Annotated in this window: 14 protein-coding genes, 11 tRNA genes and 3 rRNA genes; 21 read left to right on the top strand and 7 right to left on the bottom strand. The window is 51.9% G+C overall.

Going from position 1 to position 16629, the window contains the following annotated elements; translation table 11 throughout:
* Nucleotides 1-41: 41 nt before the first annotated feature.
* Complete coding sequence (locus ACLM7Z_RS02740) at nt 42-194, top strand: hypothetical protein (RefSeq protein WP_165760980.1); 153 nt, start codon at nt 42-44, stop codon at nt 192-194.
* Between the two features lie 21 nt (nt 195-215).
* Here the strand turns inward: ACLM7Z_RS02740 and ACLM7Z_RS02735 are convergent, their stop codons facing one another.
* Together ACLM7Z_RS02735 and ACLM7Z_RS02730 are read right to left on the bottom strand one after the other, a co-directional pair.
* Entirely contained in the window at nt 216-563 is a 348-nt protein-coding gene (locus ACLM7Z_RS02735) for an arsenate reductase family protein (protein WP_165761003.1), read from the bottom strand.
* A gap of 27 nt (nt 564-590) precedes the next feature.
* The gene (locus ACLM7Z_RS02730) at nt 591-878 is read right to left on the bottom strand and encodes a GIY-YIG nuclease family protein (RefSeq protein WP_435645565.1); all 288 of its coding nucleotides are present in this window, start codon (nt 876-878) and stop codon (nt 591-593) included.
* Nucleotides 879-1258: 380 nt separating this feature from the next.
* Between ACLM7Z_RS02730 and ACLM7Z_RS02725 the strand changes: the two genes are divergently transcribed.
* From ACLM7Z_RS02725 to ACLM7Z_RS02705, 5 genes are all read left to right on the top strand, one after another.
* A complete protein-coding gene (locus ACLM7Z_RS02725) occupies nt 1259-2653 on the top strand; it encodes an NCS2 family permease (protein WP_435645564.1) in 1395 nt (464 codons plus the stop codon).
* 522 nt (nt 2654-3175) lie between these two features.
* Complete coding sequence (locus ACLM7Z_RS02720) at nt 3176-4210, top strand: substrate-binding domain-containing protein (RefSeq protein ID WP_087016543.1); 1035 nt, start codon at nt 3176-3178, stop codon at nt 4208-4210.
* Nucleotides 4211-4586: 376 nt separating this feature from the next.
* Entirely contained in the window at nt 4587-5618 is a 1032-nt protein-coding gene (locus tag ACLM7Z_RS02715; protein WP_435645563.1) for a substrate-binding domain-containing protein, read from the top strand.
* Between the two features lie 126 nt (nt 5619-5744).
* Nucleotides 5745-5891, top strand: a complete 147-nt coding sequence (locus ACLM7Z_RS02710; RefSeq protein ID WP_108721033.1) for a DUF2812 domain-containing protein — start codon at nt 5745-5747, stop codon at nt 5889-5891.
* A gap of 12 nt (nt 5892-5903) precedes the next feature.
* Nucleotides 5904-6173 carry a hypothetical protein gene (locus tag ACLM7Z_RS02705; protein ID WP_087016539.1) on the top strand — a complete coding sequence of 90 codons (270 nt, stop codon included), beginning with the start codon at nt 5904-5906 and terminating at the stop codon, nt 6171-6173.
* A gap of 14 nt (nt 6174-6187) precedes the next feature.
* Here the strand turns inward: ACLM7Z_RS02705 and ACLM7Z_RS02700 are convergent, their stop codons facing one another.
* The 4 genes from ACLM7Z_RS02700 to ACLM7Z_RS02685 form a co-directional block, all read right to left on the bottom strand.
* On the bottom strand, nt 6188-6931 hold the full coding sequence (locus tag ACLM7Z_RS02700) for a YwaF family protein (RefSeq protein WP_087016537.1): 744 nt from the start codon (nt 6929-6931) through the stop codon (nt 6188-6190).
* A gap of 65 nt (nt 6932-6996) precedes the next feature.
* A complete protein-coding gene (locus tag ACLM7Z_RS02695) occupies nt 6997-7362 on the bottom strand; it encodes a hypothetical protein (RefSeq protein ID WP_435645562.1) in 366 nt (121 codons plus the stop codon).
* Between the two features lie 15 nt (nt 7363-7377).
* Nucleotides 7378-7671, bottom strand: a complete 294-nt coding sequence (locus ACLM7Z_RS02690) for a hypothetical protein (RefSeq protein ID WP_087016533.1) — start codon at nt 7669-7671, stop codon at nt 7378-7380.
* A 63-nt stretch (nt 7672-7734) separates the two neighbouring features.
* The gene (locus tag ACLM7Z_RS02685; RefSeq protein WP_087016531.1) at nt 7735-8442 is read right to left on the bottom strand and encodes a 5'-methylthioadenosine/adenosylhomocysteine nucleosidase; all 708 of its coding nucleotides are present in this window, start codon (nt 8440-8442) and stop codon (nt 7735-7737) included.
* Nucleotides 8443-8561: 119 nt separating this feature from the next.
* Here ACLM7Z_RS02685 and ACLM7Z_RS02680 point away from each other — a divergent pair, with 119 nt between their 5' ends.
* The 13 genes from ACLM7Z_RS02680 (at nt 8562) to ACLM7Z_RS02620 (ending at nt 15639) form a co-directional block, all read left to right on the top strand.
* Entirely contained in the window at nt 8562-9023 is a 462-nt protein-coding gene (locus ACLM7Z_RS02680; protein WP_087016529.1) for an S-ribosylhomocysteine lyase, read from the top strand.
* A 588-nt stretch (nt 9024-9611) separates the two neighbouring features.
* Nucleotides 9612-11134 (top strand): 16S ribosomal RNA (locus tag ACLM7Z_RS02675).
* 129 nt (nt 11135-11263) lie between these two features.
* Nucleotides 11264-11339: transfer RNA gene (locus tag ACLM7Z_RS02670), tRNA-Ala, on the top strand.
* A gap of 79 nt (nt 11340-11418) precedes the next feature.
* A tRNA-Ile gene (locus ACLM7Z_RS02665) sits at nt 11419-11495 on the top strand.
* Between the two features lie 258 nt (nt 11496-11753).
* Nucleotides 11754-14593 (top strand): 23S ribosomal RNA (locus tag ACLM7Z_RS02660).
* A 104-nt stretch (nt 14594-14697) separates the two neighbouring features.
* A tRNA-Lys gene (locus ACLM7Z_RS02655) sits at nt 14698-14773 on the top strand.
* A gap of 38 nt (nt 14774-14811) precedes the next feature.
* Nucleotides 14812-14886, top strand: a tRNA-Glu gene (locus ACLM7Z_RS02650).
* Nucleotides 14887-14954: 68 nt separating this feature from the next.
* Nucleotides 14955-15071: ribosomal RNA gene (gene rrf, locus ACLM7Z_RS02645) — 5S ribosomal RNA — on the top strand.
* The 16S, 23S and 5S rRNA genes sit together here with 9 tRNA genes alongside, the layout of an rRNA operon.
* A gap of 35 nt (nt 15072-15106) precedes the next feature.
* Nucleotides 15107-15182 (top strand) — tRNA-Asn (locus ACLM7Z_RS02640).
* A gap of 70 nt (nt 15183-15252) precedes the next feature.
* Nucleotides 15253-15329, top strand: a tRNA-Ile gene (locus tag ACLM7Z_RS02635).
* Nucleotides 15330-15404: 75 nt separating this feature from the next.
* Nucleotides 15405-15480, top strand: a tRNA-Trp gene (locus tag ACLM7Z_RS02630).
* A gap of 4 nt (nt 15481-15484) precedes the next feature.
* Nucleotides 15485-15561: transfer RNA gene (locus ACLM7Z_RS02625), tRNA-Asp, on the top strand.
* 2 nt (nt 15562-15563) lie between these two features.
* Nucleotides 15564-15639: transfer RNA gene (locus ACLM7Z_RS02620), tRNA-Thr, on the top strand.
* A gap of 161 nt (nt 15640-15800) precedes the next feature.
* On the opposite strand, the gene ACLM7Z_RS02615 is transcribed toward ACLM7Z_RS02620, so the two are convergent.
* Complete coding sequence (locus ACLM7Z_RS02615) at nt 15801-16211, bottom strand: hypothetical protein (protein WP_435645561.1); 411 nt, start codon at nt 16209-16211, stop codon at nt 15801-15803.
* Between the two features lie 256 nt (nt 16212-16467).
* Here ACLM7Z_RS02615 and ACLM7Z_RS02610 point away from each other — a divergent pair.
* Together ACLM7Z_RS02610 and ACLM7Z_RS02605 are read left to right on the top strand one after the other, a co-directional pair.
* Nucleotides 16468-16543: transfer RNA gene (locus ACLM7Z_RS02610), tRNA-Phe, on the top strand.
* 6 nt (nt 16544-16549) lie between these two features.
* Nucleotides 16550-16625, top strand: a tRNA-Gly gene (locus ACLM7Z_RS02605).
* Nucleotides 16626-16629 lie beyond the last annotated feature (4 nt).

The following is a 16629-nucleotide window of genomic DNA, read 5'->3' as shown; positions in this document are numbered from 1 at the left end:
AGAGCAGCGCATAAGATTCCTTCAGAAACGGAGGGACAAACATGACGCTGACCCCGCAGCAGGAACAGGAGCTGCACCGCTGCATGCTGCTCGGGCTGATCCAGGCCCTGCACCGCACGCAGCACCTGACGGAGGCGCAGTTCCGCGAACTGATGGACATTTGGAAACCACATGCGAAAGCGCCGCCCGGCTAGCCGGACGGCGCTTGTTGCGGATTACAGCAGTTCTTCCCATTCCTTCTGTTTGAAGCCAAAGAGGGCAAACCCGTCTGCGACGAGGACGGGACGGCGCACGAGCATACCGTCGCTCGCGAGCAGCGCGAACTGCTCGTCTTCGCTCATATCCGGCAGCTTTTTGGACAGCTCCAGTGAACGGTACAGCTGTCCGCTTGTGTTGAACAGGCGCTTGAGCGGCAGACCGCTTTTGGCATGCCAGTCACGCAGCTCCTGCTCGGTGGGGTTTTGCTCTTTGATGTCGCGCACTTCTACAGGAATGTCGCGCGCATCGAGGAAGGCACGCGCCTTTTTGCACGTGCTGCATTTGGGATAACAGACAAACAGCATGGGGATTCTCCTTCCGTCCGGTTCGGTTTATATTCTGGAAAATGATGTAAGGGACAGCCTGTCCGGCACATGGCCGCGGATGAGCTGTTCCTTTTCCGTCTTTGTCAGTGTTTTGATGCGGGCTTCGAGCTGAGCCGCGGCGGTATGGCCGGGGGCGCGCCAGATCGCCTCCATACATACCGGACGGCGGGAGGCGGTATATTTTGCCCCGCCCCGCAGTTTCCCGGTATGTTGAGCAAACCGGCGCGCCGGGTCGGTTGTGATGCCGGTATACAGCGAACCGTCCGCACAGCGCAGCATATAAGTGTAATACATAGGTGCTCCGTTTCTGTTTTTTTCAGTATAGCATACCGACACGCGGAAATACAGGCCAGAATGCCTGCGCAATGTATCCAAAAGGTGCCATTGACGGCAGGGGTACGGCTGTGGTACGGTATAGGTGAACGGATTGACGGGATATTAGGGCGTATCTGAACAGTCGAAATTTTGACTCTTTTTGCAAATGCGGGCAGCTTTATCGTGAAAAACACTTGAAATCCGAAAGGATTCCTGCGAGTCTTTTTGTTGAAACAGCCGCCCCTTTGCGAAAGTTTCGTCATTTTTCTGGTTCTCAGATAGCGTCTGGCACGGCGATTTTCGTGCTGTGTGCCGCAATCTGCTCGAAAAAAGGAAAAACAGGAAAAGGAGTGAAAGGAATGGAAAACTTTTTCCATATCAGGGAACGCGGCTCGAATGTGAAAACGGAGGTCCTGGCAGGTATTACGACCTTCATGACAATGGCGTATATCCTCATGGTCAATCCGGGCATTTTCAGCGATCTCGGCGACGGCTATTACAATGCCGTTTATATTGCGACAGCGCTCTCTGCCGTCATCGGTACGGTACTCATCGGCCTGCTGGCCAATCTGCCGCTCGCGCAGGCGCCGGGCATGGGACTCAATGCGTTCTTTGTCTATACTGTCTGCTTCGGCATGGGCTTCACCTATGCCAATGCGCTGGTGTTTGTCCTGATTGACGGCGTTATTTTTCTGCTTCTGACGGTCACCGGTCTGCGAAGAATGATTTTTGAGGCGATTCCGAAGACAATCCGAATTGCAATTCCGGCAGGCATCGGTCTGTTTATCGCGTTCCTCGGCTTCCAGGACGCGGGTATTGTTCAGCCGAATGAAAGCACGGGTGTATCTCTGGCATCGTTCAACCTGCTCGGAGGACAGACATGGGGCGATATCATGCCGATGGTTATCACGGTAATCGGTATCTTCCTCATCGCAATTCTGACCAAGCGCGGCGTCAAGGGTGCGATTTTCTGGGGCATTCTGGGCTGCACGGTGCTGTATTATGTATGCGGCATCCTCGTCCCGGGCTTCTATGACGGCTTCGGCGCGAATTTCAGCTTTGCGCCGTTTGCGGCATTCAGCGATTTCACAAAACTGTCGTTCGGCAAGGTGTTCACAGAGGGCTTTGATTTCAGCATCTATTTGGCGAGCCATTCCACGGCGGATCTGGTCATTACCTTTATTTCCACCTCGCTCGCATTCTGCATGGTCGATATGTTCGACACGCTGGGCACGCTGTATGGCGCGTGCGCGCGCGGCAACCTGTTGGATGAAACCGGCGACGTGCCGAATATGGAAAAGGCAATGCTGTCCGACGCCATTGCAACCACCTGCGGCTCGATCTGCGGCACCTCTACGGTAACTACGTTCGTCGAATCGTCGGCAGGCGTTGCAGAAGGCGGGCGCACCGGGCTGTCAGCACTCGTCACAGCGGGTCTGTTCTTTGTCTCTCTGTTCCTGACCCCGATCGCTTCCCTGATCCCGTCTGCGGCGACGGCAGCGGCACTGATTTATGTCGGCATTCTGATGATGAACGGTGTAAAGGAAATCGAATGGACTGACCCTGCGGTTGCCGTTCCGGCATTCCTTGCAATCGCCATGATGCCGTTTACCTATAACATCAGTTATGGCATTGCATTCGGCGTGCTGTCGTATATCGTCATTCATGCGTTTACTGGCAAGCTCCGCGAGGTCAATGTAGGTACCTGGATCATCGGCGTACTGTTTGTCGCCATGTTCCTGCTGACGCACTGAGTTTGCGGCAGAATCAACCCGATATACACCGCCCGGCGCACGGCGCGCCGGGCGGTTTTTTTATCTCGCGGCGGTGTGTCAGGCTGCGGCGGCTGCGTATGGACGCAATTTTTATAAATTGCGACAACAGGCGGAACTACCTGCAATTTGGTGCAGAATGGCATGAGGATCATTCACATCGGTAACACCAGGGAGGATGGCAGGAGAGCAGAAAATATGTAGTAGAATGACATCAGAAAATGCACAATGCACAGGAAAAATGCAGCATACGATTATTTTTGGATAAAAAGCAGAATTTATTTGTTGAAATAATCGAAAACATTAAGGTGTTACATGCGAAATTTGTGTAGCTTATAAAGACAAGAGAATAGAACTATTTGGGAAAATACACAGCAGAATTTTGTTAAAAAGCAGGAAATGCATATTTTAGGGCAGGAAAAGTGATTGCAACAAATCTTGCATGTGTCATAATAGTACCACGGAATGCGATTTGCGCATGACGGGAAAGAGAGGAAGCAGAAAATGAAAATGAAAAAATGGATGGCGATGCTTGTTGCAGGCGCACTGTGCGCAGGCATGATGGCAGGCTGCGGGTCTTCGTCGGATTCGACGGATCAATCCGCGGCACAGGCAAGTGACAAGACATTTGACGGCAGCATTTCCTTCATCATCTCTCACAAGGATGAGTATCTGGGAACGCTGGATCAGGCGGCAAAGGCGTCTGCTGAGTCCAAGGGCTGCACGCTGACATCCACCGACTGCGCGGATGACATGGACAAGCAGATTGACTATGTGCGTGCGGCTGCCGAGAACAAGACGGATGCAATCATCATCGTTCTCGCGGACGATACGCGCGCAGATGAGGTCGTTGAGGCGGCCGGCGACACAAAGGTCGTATTCCTCAACCGCATCCCGCAGGATGAATCGGTACTCGACGAAAACCATGTGTATGTCGGTTCAAATGAGGACGACTCCGGTACCTATCAGGGTGAAATGCTCGCGGATGCACTCAAGAAGGAAGGGAAGGAAAGCGTTGCTTATCTGATGTTCGAGGGCACGGAGGGGCTGGTTCACACCACCAAGCGTACCGAGGGCGTGCTCAAGGCACTCGACGCGGCGGGCATCACCGCGACGGCGGCAGCAGAGACGGTTGACTGCGGCTATGACCGTACAAAGGCAATGGATCAGATGAGCATCATGCTGGCAGAGGGTCTGGATATGTCCAAGGTCGACTGCATCATTGCAAACAACGACGCAATGGCACTGGGCGTACTCGAATCGCTCCGCCAGAACAAGGTTGATACCTCCAACCTCAAGGTTGTTGGTGTCGATGGCACCAACGCAGGCTTGCAGGCCATTTCCGACGGCATCATGCTGGCAACGGTCTACCAGAATGCGGTCGGACAGGCAACCGCGGGCGTACAGGCGGCAATCAATCTCGCCAGCGGCGCAGATCTGTCGACCGACATCTCCTATGAAACGGATCAGGACAATGAAAACATCATCTGGGTTCCGTTTGAGAAGATCACAGCTGACAACGTTGCAGAATACTTCTGAGTTGTAATGCTATCAATACGAAACACAGGGCGCGTACCTTCGGGTGCGCGCCCCCTTTTTTATGCCGTGAATGGCAGGCTTTGGGGAAAACCGGCGCGGACGGTTCGGAAACCACCACATTCCGACGCATTGCGCGCCGGAGCCTGCGTGGGTCTGCGTGCAAATCAGAGGGCTTTTTGGCGCAGCGCGGCGGATTCGACAGCAATCGGACAAAACGGAGAATTTTAACACAGATGATACATGAATAGCAGGAAATGTATATTTTAGGGCAGGAAATGTGATTGCATCCCAAAAACGCTGTGCCATAATGTTTATGTTTGGATTACTGAATTCTATGGAAACGATTCACAAAGGGAAGAAAGTGAGGAAACTCATCATGAAATTCAAAAAGTGGATGGCAGCTTTGCTGACCGGTACCCTGTGCATGGGTATGATGGCAGGCTGCGGATTTACACCGCTCAATGCGGAAGAGGAAACGGCAGAGGAAAGCACTGCCTTTGCGGGCGAGCTGGAGCTGATTCTTTCGCAGAAGGATGAATACCTGAGCTATCTGGATCAGGCGGCAAAGGCATCTGCGGAAGCGCATGGCTGCACGCTGGCCTCGCTCGACTGCGGCGGGGATATGGATCGGCAGCTGGAATATGTCAAGGCTGCGGCACAGGGCGATGCGGGTGCGATTCTCGTCGTACTGGCGGATGACACACGTGCAGATGAGGTCATAGAAGCGGCAGGCGGCAAGCCGGTTGTCTTTGTCAACCGCATTCCGCAGGATGAGTCGGTGCTGGATGAAACGCATGTCTATGTCGGCTCGGACGAGGATAAGTCCGGTACCTATCAGGGCGAGGCGTTGGTTTCATACTTTGAGAAACAGGGCAAGGACAGCGTCAATTACCTGCTGTTCAAGGGCAATGAGGGCCTGATTCACACCACCAAGCGCTCGGAAGGTGCAATTCAGGCGCTTGAGGACGCCGGCATTTCCACCAATGCGGCAGAAGAACCGGTCGATTGCGGCTATGACCGCGCAAAGGCGATGGAACAGATGACACTCATGCTGGCAAATGGACTGGAAGTGTCCGGAATTGACTGCATCATTGCAAATAACGATGCAATGGCGCTGGGTGTCATTGAAGCACTCAAGCAGAATGGGGTCGATCCGAGTGGCATTGCCATTGTCGGCGTTGACGGCACGAATGCAGGCCTTCAGGCGATTCGTGACGGCGAGATGCTGGCAACCGTACATCAGGACGCAGTCGGTCAGGCTTCCGGAGCAGTACAGGTTGCCATCAATCTGGCGGGCGGCGCAGACCTCATGGAGGGCGTCAGCTATGAACAGGACAAGGACAACGGTTCGCTGATTTGGGTTCCGTTTGAGCTGGTCACCGCTGAAAACGTGGACGATTTCAACTGATACAAAATCGGATTCAACTCCCGTCCGTATGGGCGGGAGTTTTTTGCGCACGGCGGTGCGGACAGAAATCGCGCGCCTGCGCGAGCTGCTGGCCAACGGGGAAGCGGTTACGAAGGAGTGGACGACATGAGGAAAGTAATCCACAGAACATTTTTTGCATGGGAGCACGAAAAGGAAGAGGACTGGCTCAACGGAATGGCGGCGCAGGGCTGGAACTTTGTGGACACGACACCGTTCCGTCGGCTCAAACAGGAACGGGAGATACACGAATAAGGAGGCGTTACAGTGGAACAGATTTCATCGATTTTTACCGCAGTGGTCTGTGTAGTCGGCGTCATATGCGTGGCACTGTTGCTGTACAAGCTGCGCCAGCAGGGAAAGGAGCAGCCGAATGAGGAAAAGCAGGAACGCGTCTCACGCCGCGGGACAACCGGAATGTGTCTCGGTGTCTGCATTGGCGCGCTGCTCAGCGTGACAGGGCTGATTTCCACCGCATACGGCGTTTGCTTCGGCATGCTGATCGGACTTACCGTCGGGACATATCTTGCGAAATAATGCGAAACAGCCGGTCAAATCGACCGGCTGTTCCTATATCTGTGCGCAAGCGCAAACGGTGCGTCCATGAGAACCATCACGCAGAAAATCACAACGGCGAACAGCAACAGATATCCTGCGCGGCTTCCGCCCGCGAGCTGTGCGAGCCATACGAGTGGAGAGCCGGGGGACGGCAGCTGTAAAAACATATAATTCGCGTGGAAACAGGAATCAAACCATGCAATTGGCGGAACAACGGCGCACAGAAACAGGACCGGCTTCCACACGGCGGACAGGCACGGACGGATAGCACCGCTTGCAGTTTGCACAACGATATACAGTACAATCAGCCCGTGAGCGGCGAAGCTGTGCAGCGATACAAAGCTGAAAAACGGGTATATCGTCCAGTCGGGAAACAGCAACGCTGCACAGGCACCCGGCAGGCACAGTGCATACAGCACCTGCCCGAGCCAGTCGGGTTTCCACAGGCTGTGAATGGCACAGAGATACACCGCCATGCCACACAGGTGCAGCGGAAGCTCATAAAGATTCATACAGCCCATACAGTGGTATACGATGGTACGCACAATATCCAGCAGGACAATGGAAAGGCCGAGGGCCTGCGTCAGGTGTCGGCGCGCCGATGCCTGTGCCGCGCGGAACCGGCAGGCGCACACAAGACAGAGCAGGGCAATGGCCATGAGCGCGCCGAGATGCGGCGCGGAAAACAGCGCAAAGCCCACACCCGGCGGGAGGTCGGCGGCATAGGTAAAGAACAACGGAACATTCCTCCTTGGAAGGAAAAAATATCCGCCCCACGGCGCTGTGCGGGACGGATTGCGGGTCACGATTTGCGGTTTTTGGACTTGACGGTATCATCTGTGCGCGGGCGCAGCGGCCACGGGCGATCCTCCCCCATCTTGCGGCGCGTGCGGTAATATACCACATAGACCAGCAGTGTGGGCAGGTTGATGATGACAAACGACAGCACCAGCGTCAGGATGGCACCGCCGATTCCGCCGGTTTTCGCCATCTGAGAAAAGACAGACGGTGCGGATTGAATGATTGCCACAACCGAGATGATAAAGAATGCAACCGGCATGACAAGTCCGGCCGTGCGGCTCGGCTTGCGTGCGAAATAGCGTTCAAAATACCACAGTCCGAACGCGATGACCGCGATGAGGACGAGGGAAAATACAATAGCAGTCATGATGAATGCCTCCTGTCAGACAGAACGGTGATAGAAAAAGCCGAAAATCGCACTGACACCTGCGCAGAGCGCAAAAAATGCGAAATCACCGAGACAGGCTTGTGTAAAACCGGCGACAATCAGCTCACGGATGCAGACAATCAGGAATGCAGCCGCAGCAATGGCACAGAAAATACACAGCCATTTCCACAGCGGGCGGTTTTCCGGGTGCTGTGGGATGGTAAAATCCTCCTGAATCGGACGATGGCAGACTGGACATTCCGTCTCGCCGTCTTCGATGCGATTTCCGCAGTACTGGCAGATTTTCATGATTGCAGAGTCTCCTTCACTGTTTCTGGAATGGTATCAGTGTAACACACTTTGCGGAGCGGTTCAACCGCGGAATGGTGCTGTTTCCGCGTCGGACAGCTCCAGCATCTTCAGAATCAGTGTGGCAGAGGTGCGTGCGGCATCCCCGATAAAGTTGTCATAGCTCTCATCGGCATTGTCATCGGCGGCATCCGACATGGTGCGGATGACCAGATACGGCTTATCGAACATGAAGGCCGCATGTCCGATTGCGGCGCCCTCCATCTCGACACAGGCGGGCGCAAAGCGTTCGTTGATCGCCTGCTTGGTCTGTGCATCGCTGATGAATTTGTCGCCGGAGACAATGCGGCCACGGCGGTAACGGCCTTCCATTTCCGGAAGCGCCTCACAGGCGCGCACGCACAGTGCGGCAAGCGCCTCATCCGCCGGGAAAAACGCGCGCTGCGGATAGTATTTCAGCATGACTTCATCCTGATCGTGGAAGCCTGTCTCACTGCTGATGACGACATCGAGGATGTGCAGGCCGTGTGCCATGGCGCCCGCAATGCCGACATTGACGATGCAGTCCGCGCCGAATTTGTCACAGACGGTCGCAGCGCAGACGGCGGCATTGACCTTGCCGACGCCGCAGCAGACGAGCACAACTTCGTGCCCGGACACCGTTCCCTCATAGAAGACTGTGCCGAACAGCGGCGTTTCGTTTTTGATATCCATGTGCTTGCGGATCAGTTCGATTTCGGCGTCCAGTGCGCCGAGAATTCCCCATTTCATAGGTAGTGTTCCTTTCTTTGCGGTAAATTTTGCTGCTGTACCTATTATAAAAAGCGGGGTTGCATTCGTCAATGCGAATCCGTATAATGAAGAAAAAACCAAACGTCAGGAGCAGAAATATGAAACGAATTGCGAGCTTTTGCATCAACCATGATACCCTCACTGAGGGAATGTATACATCCCGCGTGGACGGCGATGTCATCACCTATGATATCCGCATGGTAAAGCCGAACCACGGTGAATACCTTGATCCGCCTGCGCTGCACACATTTGAACACCTGTTTGCGACCTATGTGCGCAACACGAAATACAGCGATGCCATTGTATACTGCGGTCCGATGGGCTGTCGAACCGGTTTTTATTTCCTCGTGCGCGACACGATGACGCAGGAAACAGCGATTGCACTGGTGCGCGAGACGATGCAGTTCGTCTGCGAGTTTGAAGGCACCATTCCAGGTTCCGCAAAGGAAGAATGCGGCAATTATCTGTCGCACGATCTCGAGGGCGCAAAGCGCATGGCTGAGAAAATGCGCAGTGTGCTCGCCGACTGGACACCGGAAAAGCTGGTGTATCCGGAATAAAAAAGGGCTCCCTCCAACAAAGGAGCCTTTGCGCATCAACGTGCGGTTTCCGTGCGCCATTCGAACGTGACTTCCTTTATCCACAGGTATTCAAACGGGTGATGGGTTACCCGTCGAAGTATTTCAAGAAAATTTGAAAATAGTTGTTGACAACGGTCGAAAAAAATGGTATCCTATTCAGGCACTCAACGAGAGCGACACGAAAAACCGAAGAATTTGTTGAGATTACTGGCCGGGAGGCAAAAAAGTGCTTGACAAAGTGGTTTGAATGTGTTAAACTAAATGAGTTGCCGCTGAGAGATCGGCGAAACAATCGAATCAAGTTTGAAAAAAGAAATGAAAAAAGTTCTTGACAAACCTCTGGTGAGATGATATAATAAATAAGCTGCTACGCTGAAAGGCGAACAGCGGAAAGCATTGTACCTTGTAAATTAAACAACGCAAGTTTGAACGAATTACAAACCTGAAATTCTTTTGAAGTTTATACTCAGAAGACCACCGGAAGCTGTAACTCCGGTATAAAAAACAACAGCAAGCCAGCTTAAAGCTGAAATTTGATTATAACGGGCTTTGCTCGTGATAATACAATTTTTAGAGAGTTTGATCCTGGCTCAGGATGAACGCTGGCGGCGTGCCTAACACATGCAAGTCGAACGGAGCACTGAGACTTCGGTTTTTGTGCTTAGTGGCGGACGGGTGAGTAACGCGTGAGCAATCTGCCTTTCAGAGGGGGATAACGACTGGAAACGGTCGCTAATACCGCATAACGTATTTTGCAGGCATCTGCGAGATACCAAAGGAGCAATCCGCTGAAAGATGAGCTCGCGTCTGATTAGATAGTTGGTGAGGTAACGGCCCACCAAGTCGACGATCAGTAGCCGGACTGAGAGGTTGAACGGCCACATTGGGACTGAGACACGGCCCAGACTCCTACGGGAGGCAGCAGTGGGGAATATTGCGCAATGGGGGAAACCCTGACGCAGCAACGCCGCGTGATCGAAGAAGGTCTTCGGATTGTAAAGATCTTTTATCAGGGACGAAGAAAGTGACGGTACCTGATGAATAAGCTCCGGCTAACTACGTGCCAGCAGCCGCGGTAATACGTAGGGAGCGAGCGTTATCCGGATTTACTGGGTGTAAAGGGCGAGTAGGCGGGCTGGTAAGTTGGAAGTGAAATGTCGGGGCTTAACCCCGGAACTGCTTTCAAAACTGCTGGTCTTGAGTGATGGAGAGGCAGGCGGAATTCCTAGTGTAGCGGTGAAATGCGTAGATATTAGGAGGAACACCAGTGGCGAAGGCGGCCTGCTGGACATTAACTGACGCTGAGGAGCGAAAGCGTGGGGAGCAAACAGGATTAGATACCCTGGTAGTCCACGCCGTAAACGATGGATACTAGGTGTGGGAGGTATTGACCCCTTCCGTGCCGCAGTTAACACAATAAGTATCCCACCTGGGGAGTACGACCGCAAGGTTGAAACTCAAAGGAATTGACGGGGGCCCGCACAAGCAGTGGAGTATGTGGTTTAATTCGAAGCAACGCGAAGAACCTTACCTGGTCTTGACATCCCGGTGACCGGCATAGAGATATGCCTTTCCCTTCGGGGACAGCGGTGACAGGTGGTGCATGGTTGTCGTCAGCTCGTGTCGTGAGATGTTGGGTTAAGTCCCGCAACGAGCGCAACCCTTATTGTTAGTTGATACATTTAGTTGATCACTCTAGCGAGACTGCCGTTGACAAAACGGAGGAAGGTGGGGACGACGTCAAATCATCATGCCCCTTATGACCAGGGCTACACACGTACTACAATGGCAGACATACAGAGGGAAGCAAAGCTGTGAGGCAGAGCAAATCCCTAAAAGCTGTCCCAGTTCAGATTGCAGGCTGCAACCCGCCTGCATGAAGTCGGAATTGCTAGTAATCGCGGATCAGCATGCCGCGGTGAATACGTTCCCGGGCCTTGTACACACCGCCCGTCACACCATGAGAGCCGGTAATGCCCGAAGTCCGTAGTCTAACCGCAAGGAGGACGCGGCCGAAGGCAGGACTGGTAATTAGGGTGAAGTCGTAACAAGGTAGCCGTATCGGAAGGTGCGGCTGGATCACCTCCTTTCTAAGGAGACCATGAAGCTTGAAACAGAGCTTTGTAAATTCCTAGGTCAATTCAGGAATGAGTTATTCAAACGAACGTTGTTTAATTTAGAGGGCATAATGCCCTTACAAAAGGAAATCAATTTCATATGGGGGTGTAGCTCAGCTGGGAGAGCACCTGCCTTGCAAGCAGGGGGTCAGGAGTTCGATTCTCCTCATCTCCACCACTTACTTTTCTTTTTATAGAAGAAGAAAGGTAAGCAAAAGAAGAACAATTCTTTTGCTGATATTGATTTCCTTTCATATGGGCTTATAGCTCAGGTGGTTAGAGCGCACGCCTGATAAGCGTGAGGTCGATGGTTCGAGTCCATTTAAGCCCACCACTAACATCCCAAAGGATGTTAAACTCTGCACCTTGAAAACTGAACAGCGAGAAAACGACAAAGCAACAATAGGAAATTAAAATTGTTATTCTGGGAAATTGCGAAAAGCAAACTGAAATAAAAGGTTTTAACGATCCAATTGTGGCGAAAGTACGAAAGTACTACTACAAATTAGCTATAACAAAAGATAACCGAGATTACTCACAATCTTAAGTTACTAAAATAATTCCTGATCTGACCGGATCAGGTCTTACAGCTGGTCAAGCTGTAAAGGGCGCAAGGGGAATGCCTTGGCACCAGGAGCCGATGAAGGACGTGACAAGCTGCGATAAGCTTGGGGGAGCTGCAAATAAGCATTGATCCCAAGATTTCCGAATGGGGAAACCCGCATGAGAGAAGCTCATGCAGCTCATACTGAATCAAATAGGTATGAGTGGGGAACCGCCTGAACTGAAACATCTAAGTAGGGCGAGGAAGAGACATCAACAGAGATTCCGCTAGTAGTGGCGAGCGAACGCGGAAGAGGCCAAACCTGAGGTAGCAATATCTCAGGGGTTCGGACTGCAATATGTAGTGTGAAAGATAGCTGAACGCTTTGGGAAGAGCGGCGAAACAGGGTGACAGCCCCGTAAGCGACATCGGAAGCACGCTAGCAGTATCCAGAGTACCACAGGACACGAGGAACCCTGTGGGAAGACGGGTGGACCATCATCCAAGCCTAAATACTACCTGGTGACCGATAGCGAAGCAGTACCGTGAGGGAAAGGTGAAAAGGACCCCGGGAGGGGAGTGAAAGAGAACCTGAAACCTTGTGCCTACAAGCACCGAGAGCACGTTCATGTGTGATCGGGTACTTTTTGTAGAACGGTCCGGCGAGTTAATGTATGTAGCAAGGTTAAGTGACTGGAGTCACGGAGCCGCAGCGAGAGCGAGTCTGAACAGGGCGAATTAGTTACATGTATTAGACCCGAAACCGGGTGACCTATCCATGAGCAGGCTGAAGTTGCGGTAAGACGCAATGGAGGGCCGCACCCACGTCCGTTGAAAAGGCCGGGGATGACTTGTGGATAGCGGAGAAATTCCAATCGAACTCGGATATAGCTGGTTCTCCCCGAAATAGCTTTAGGGCTAGCGTTATGATAGATTACCGGAGGTAGAGCACTGAATGGGCTAGGGGCCGCGAGGTTACTGAACCCTATCAAACTTCGAATGCCGGATAATTGGTTCATGGCAGTCAGACCATGTGAGATAAGTCGCATGGTCAAAAGGGAAACAGCCCAGATCCGCAGCTAAGGTCCCAAATGAATACTAAGTGGAAAATGATGTGAAATTGCTAAGACAACCAGGATGTTGGCTTAGAAGCAGCCACTCATTCAAAGAGTGCGTAATAGCTCACTGGTCGAGTGATTTTGCGCAGAAAATTTAACGGGGCTAAGTATTCAACCGAAGCTCGGGCAATGTTTGAAACATTGGGTAGGGGAGCGTCGTATGCGGGGTGAAGCGTGATCGGAAGGACACGTGGACTTCATACGAGTGAGAATGCCGGAATAAGTAGCGAGAATTATGTGAGAATCATAATGGCCGAAAATCTAAGGTTTCTTGGGGAAGGTTCGTCCGCCCAAGGTTAGTCGGGAGCTAAGGCGAGGCCTAACGGCGTAGTCGATGCACATACGGTTGATATTCCGTAACCACCGAAGATGTTAAGCTGAGGGACACTTTCATTAAGTCTGACCCGGGCGATGGTTGCCCGGGCGTAAGGGACCGAAATATAGTAGGGAAGCAGACGGCGTGAGAGGCGAGAAAAGCTCAGTGTATTGTCCAGGTGCCCGTACCGCAAACCGACACAGGTAGATGGGATGAGTATTCTAAGGCCAACGGGAGAATGGTTGTTAAGGAACTCGGCAAATTGGCCCCGTAACTTCGGAATAAGGGGCGCCTCTGAGAAGAGGCCGCAGTGAAAAGGCCCAAGCGACTGTTTAGCAAAAACACAGCTCTCTGCTAAATCGAAAGATGACGTATAGGGGGTGACGCCTGCCCGGTGCTGGAAGGTTAAGAGGAGATGTTAGAGCAATCGAAGCATTGAATTTAAGCCCCAGTAAACGGCGGCCGTAACTATAACGGTCCTAAGGTAGCGAAATTCCTTGTCAGGTAAGTTCTGACCCGCACGAATGGCGTAACGATTTGGGCACTGTCTCAACAGCCAGCCCGGCGAAATTGTAGTACCGGTGAAGATGCCGGTTTCCCGCAACTAGACGGAAAGACCCCATGGAGCTTCACTGTAGCTTGATATTGGATTTCGATATTTCATGTACAGGATAGGTGGGAGGCTTGGAAGCAAGTGCGCCAGCATTTGTGGAGCCAACCTTGGGATACCACTCTTGGAATATTGGAATTCTAACCTGCGGCCATGAATCTGGTCGGGGGACACTGTCAGGTGGGCAGTTTGACTGGGGCGGTCGCCTCCTAAAGAGTAACGGAGGCGCTCAAAGGTTCGTTCAGCACGGATGGAAATCGTGCAGTGAGTGTAAACGCAAAAACGAGCCTGACTGCGAGACTGACGGGTCGAGCAGGAACGAAAGTTGGAGTTAGTGATCCGGCGGTATGTGAATGGAAATGCCGTCGCTCAACGGATAAAAGCTACCCTGGGGATAACAGGCTGATCTCCCCCAAGAGTCCACATCGACGGGGAGGTTTGGCACCTCGATGTCGGCTCATCGCATCCTGGGGCTGAATTCGGTCCCAAGGGTTTGGCTGTTCGCCAATTAAAGCGGTACGCGAGCTGGGTTCAGAACGTCGTGAGACAGTTCGGTCCCTATCTGTTGCGGGCGTAGGAAATTTGAACGGAGCTGTCCTTAGTACGAGAGGACCGGGATGGACATACCTCTGGTGCACCAGTTGTTCTGCCAAGGGCATAGCTGGGTAGCTAAGTATGGACGAGATAAACGCTGAAGGCATCTAAGCGTGAAACTCCCCGTAAGATAAGATTTCCCATTCTTCGGAAGTAAGACCCCACGTAGACGATGTGGTTGATAGGTCAGGAGTGGAAGTACAGTAATGTATGCAGCGGACTGATACTAATAGGTCGAGGGCTTGACCTGAATTATGATTTGGGTAAACTCGGAAAAAGCTTCTGTCACGAGTATTGCTGTTCAGTTTTGAGGGCGCAGATAATGCAAAACTCACGAGAAAAAGTTGACGAAATGCACCATTAGCTCAGATGGTAGAGCAACTGACTCTTAATCAGTGGGTCCTGGGTTCGAGTCCCCGATGGTGTACCACTTCTTTCTGGACACCGATAAATACGGTGTGTGGAAATGGCCCGTTGGTCAAGCGGCTAAGACGACGGCCTCTCACGCCGTAAACGGGAGTTCGATTCTCCCACGGGTCACCAATTTTTTCTTGACATAACGCAGATAATGTGTTATAGTAACAAAGGTCTTTTCTTTAAAGGAAAAGATAGTAGGTGTTTTTTGTGATGAGGGTACACCCGTTCCCATTCCGAACACGGTAGTTAAGCTCATTTACGCCGACAATACTTGGCTGGCGACGGCCTGGGAAGATAGGTCGATGCCTACACAAAAGCGATCTGAGAAATCAGATCGCTTCGATATTCCTCAATAGCTCAGTTGGTAGAGCATGCGGCTGTTAACCGCAGGGTCGTTGGTTCGAGTCCAACTTGAGGAGCCATTAAGATTGTTCGCCGTCATATAATAGAGTTATGTGACGGCGAAAATCATATACAGACCATTTTGATTATGGGCCTTTAGCTCAGTTGGTTAGAGCAACCGGCTCATAACCGGTCGGTCCCGGGTTCGAGTCCCCGAAGGCCCACCACTTATTTTTCTTTTATTGCAAAAGGGAAAGAGAGCAAAAGGAAGCGGTTGGCTGCAAAACTCGGCTTGCTTATACAGGGGTATAGCTCAGCTGGTAGAGCAGCGGTCTCCAAAACCGCGTGCCGAGGGTTCGATCCCTTCTGCCCCTGCCATTTTGGCCCAGTAGTTCAGTTGGTTAGAACGCTAGCCTGTCACGCTAGAGGTCGACGGTTCGAGCCCGTTCTGGGTCGCCAATGCTGCTATAGCTCAGTCGGTAGAGCGCATCCTTGGTAAGGATGAGGTCAGCAGTTCAAATCTGCTTAGCAGCTCCATTAAGAGCCTGATTTCGTGTGAAATCAGGCTCTTTTCATACGTTTGGGCGCTTAAATCGGAAGAAAATGTTGATTTAAGACGTTTTTAAAACCAGCAGCATTGATGCGACTTTTCGGACTTTATATAACAAAAAGTCCGCTGAAAAGCGGACTTTGGTGGTTTATTTGCACTGAGATAGTTCTTCTTTTTCAGATTGCTCTTGAGGAGCTGTGTTCAGGAACCTGCGGATGAAAAACAGCAATGCCACGCCAACTACGGTCAGCAGATTTTCCAGCGGTGTGGTTTCGTGGACAATCATTTCACGCGACAGGGCAAAGGCGATGATATCCAGAACGGATTCAACCTTGTGGCTGGCGATCATCTTGATGAATTCGACGCCGATGATGATGTAACTGGCATTGCCCAGCCCGGCCTGGAAGGTTGTAGCATTGCCCAGACTGTGCAAAGGCTCGAACGGCACGATCATACCCAGTCCGCAAACAATACACAGCATAAGGACACAAATGCCAATGAACAATTCGAGGATGGATGCTGCTTTGTACAAATGCTCGGAAACAGAGAATGCTTTCATGGATGCCTCCTGCTTGTTATTTATTGTGATATGTTGCTATGATACCATGTTTCGGGTAGGATGACAAGGGGCTGGATATCAGACATATTTCCAGAAATACAAAAAATTGAAAAAAGTCGAAAAAAGTTCTTGACTTTTCCGCGACCATGTTTTATACTATACAAGCACTGCAAAAGTGCGGTGTTCTTCACGCCACACATCAAAAATGGCGTTTTCGATACTCTTTTTGTTGCGATGAGCAGCAGAAAGACCCTTTGCCTCTGTAGCTCAGTTGGTAGAGCAGGGGACTGAAAATCCCCGTGTCGGTGGTTCGATTCCGCCCGGAGGCACCAATATTTGCGGATGTAGCTCATCTGGTAGAGCGCCACCTTGCCAAGGTGGAGGTAGCGAGTTCGAGCCTCGTCATCCGCTCCAGCAA

The sequence above is a fragment of the Butyricicoccus porcorum genome (assembly GCF_051246315.1).
Lineage (GTDB): Bacteria > Bacillota > Clostridia > Oscillospirales > Butyricicoccaceae > Butyricicoccus_A > Butyricicoccus_A porcorum.
This window is presented reverse-complemented; position numbering and strand designations above follow the sequence as displayed.

Bases quoted from the DNA above. Each gene is read 5' to 3' on its own strand.
- ACLM7Z_RS02680 (WP_087016529.1), top strand. From the start codon at position 8,562: ATGAAACGAATTGCGAGCTTTTGCATCAACCATGATACCCTCACTGAG.
- ACLM7Z_RS02685 (WP_087016531.1), bottom strand. From the start codon at position 8,442: ATGAAATGGGGAATTCTCGGCGCACTGGACGCCGAAATCGAACTGATC.
- ACLM7Z_RS02735 (WP_165761003.1), bottom strand. From the start codon at position 563: ATGCTGTTTGTCTGTTATCCCAAATGCAGCACGTGCAAAAAGGCGCGT.
- ACLM7Z_RS02720 (WP_087016543.1), top strand. From the start codon at position 3,176: ATGAAAATGAAAAAATGGATGGCGATGCTTGTTGCAGGCGCACTGTGC.
- ACLM7Z_RS02725 (WP_435645564.1), top strand. From the start codon at position 1,259: ATGGAAAACTTTTTCCATATCAGGGAACGCGGCTCGAATGTGAAAACG.
- ACLM7Z_RS02690 (WP_087016533.1), bottom strand. From the start codon at position 7,671: ATGAAAATCTGCCAGTACTGCGGAAATCGCATCGAAGACGGCGAGACG.
- ACLM7Z_RS02730 (WP_435645565.1), bottom strand. From the start codon at position 878: ATGTATTACACTTATATGCTGCGCTGTGCGGACGGTTCGCTGTATACC.
- ACLM7Z_RS02715 (WP_435645563.1), top strand. From the start codon at position 4,587: ATGAAATTCAAAAAGTGGATGGCAGCTTTGCTGACCGGTACCCTGTGC.
- ACLM7Z_RS02740 (WP_165760980.1), top strand. From the start codon at position 42: ATGACGCTGACCCCGCAGCAGGAACAGGAGCTGCACCGCTGCATGCTG.
- ACLM7Z_RS02615 (WP_435645561.1), bottom strand. From the start codon at position 16,211: ATGAAAGCATTCTCTGTTTCCGAGCATTTGTACAAAGCAGCATCCATC.
- ACLM7Z_RS02695 (WP_435645562.1), bottom strand. From the start codon at position 7,362: ATGACTGCTATTGTATTTTCCCTCGTCCTCATCGCGGTCATCGCGTTC.
- ACLM7Z_RS02710 (WP_108721033.1), top strand. From the start codon at position 5,745: ATGAGGAAAGTAATCCACAGAACATTTTTTGCATGGGAGCACGAAAAG.